At 60.0% G+C, this 758-nt stretch carries 1 protein-coding gene; it reads right to left on the bottom strand.

Translation table 11 applies throughout. The features are described from left to right. Positions 1 to 651: condensation domain-containing protein (locus tag NXS07_RS20490; RefSeq protein ID WP_258087573.1), on the bottom strand; the 651-nt coding region annotated here is incomplete at its 3' end. Positions 652 to 758 lie beyond the last annotated feature (107 nt).

Here is a 758-nt window from a genome sequence, read left to right as displayed (position 1 = left end):
GAATAACCGGGCGCTGCCGTCCGCGTACCCGGTCAGATGACCGGCCTGCCATAAAGACCCGGCAGCATAATCAAACCTGCTTTGCCACTGCGTCAGCTGTTGATGTAATGCCGCCTTCTCCAGCACGCTGACATCAGCGCGGTGTAATACGGGCAACCCGAATGGCATCTCAGCCTGATAACACTGACGGTAACCGTCTTCCGTGCTGACAAAGTGGGTACGCAGCATATCGTGCCGCCCGGCCAGCCGGATCAGGGCCTGCTCAATATCAGCGTGCCGGATTTCTCCGGGAAGCTGCATCATAAATGCCTGATTCCAATGGTGCGGACACGGCAGGCTCCGGCCGAAGAAGGCCTGCTGGATCGGCAATAAATCAAACTCCCCGCTTAATAATCCCGGCTCGGCAATCACCCTGACCGCCGTGGAGGCCTGAGCCAGCAACTTGGCCAACCGCGCCACCGTCGGGGCATCAAAAATCGATTTGACCTGTAGCGAAAAACCCGCCTGCCGAAGTTTAGACACCAGCCGGATACTGACAATCGAATCCCCCCCGATCCGGAAGAAGTTATCCTCAATGCCAACCCGCTCCAGCCCCAAGACGTCCTGCCAGACGGCACACAGCCGGGTTTCCAGCGCATCGCGCGGCGCCACATAACCGTCCCGACTCACCCACACCGGGGTCGGCAGTGCCTGGCGATCCAGCTTGCCATTCAGGGTCAGGGGCACCGTCTCAATCCGGGTCAAGCTGGCCGGCACCA

This window comes from Xenorhabdus bovienii (genome assembly GCF_024721015.1).
GTDB lineage: Bacteria > Pseudomonadota > Gammaproteobacteria > Enterobacterales > Enterobacteriaceae > Xenorhabdus > Xenorhabdus bovienii.
Note: the sequence above shows the minus strand (reverse complement) of the source record. Positions and strands in the feature narration are given on the sequence as shown.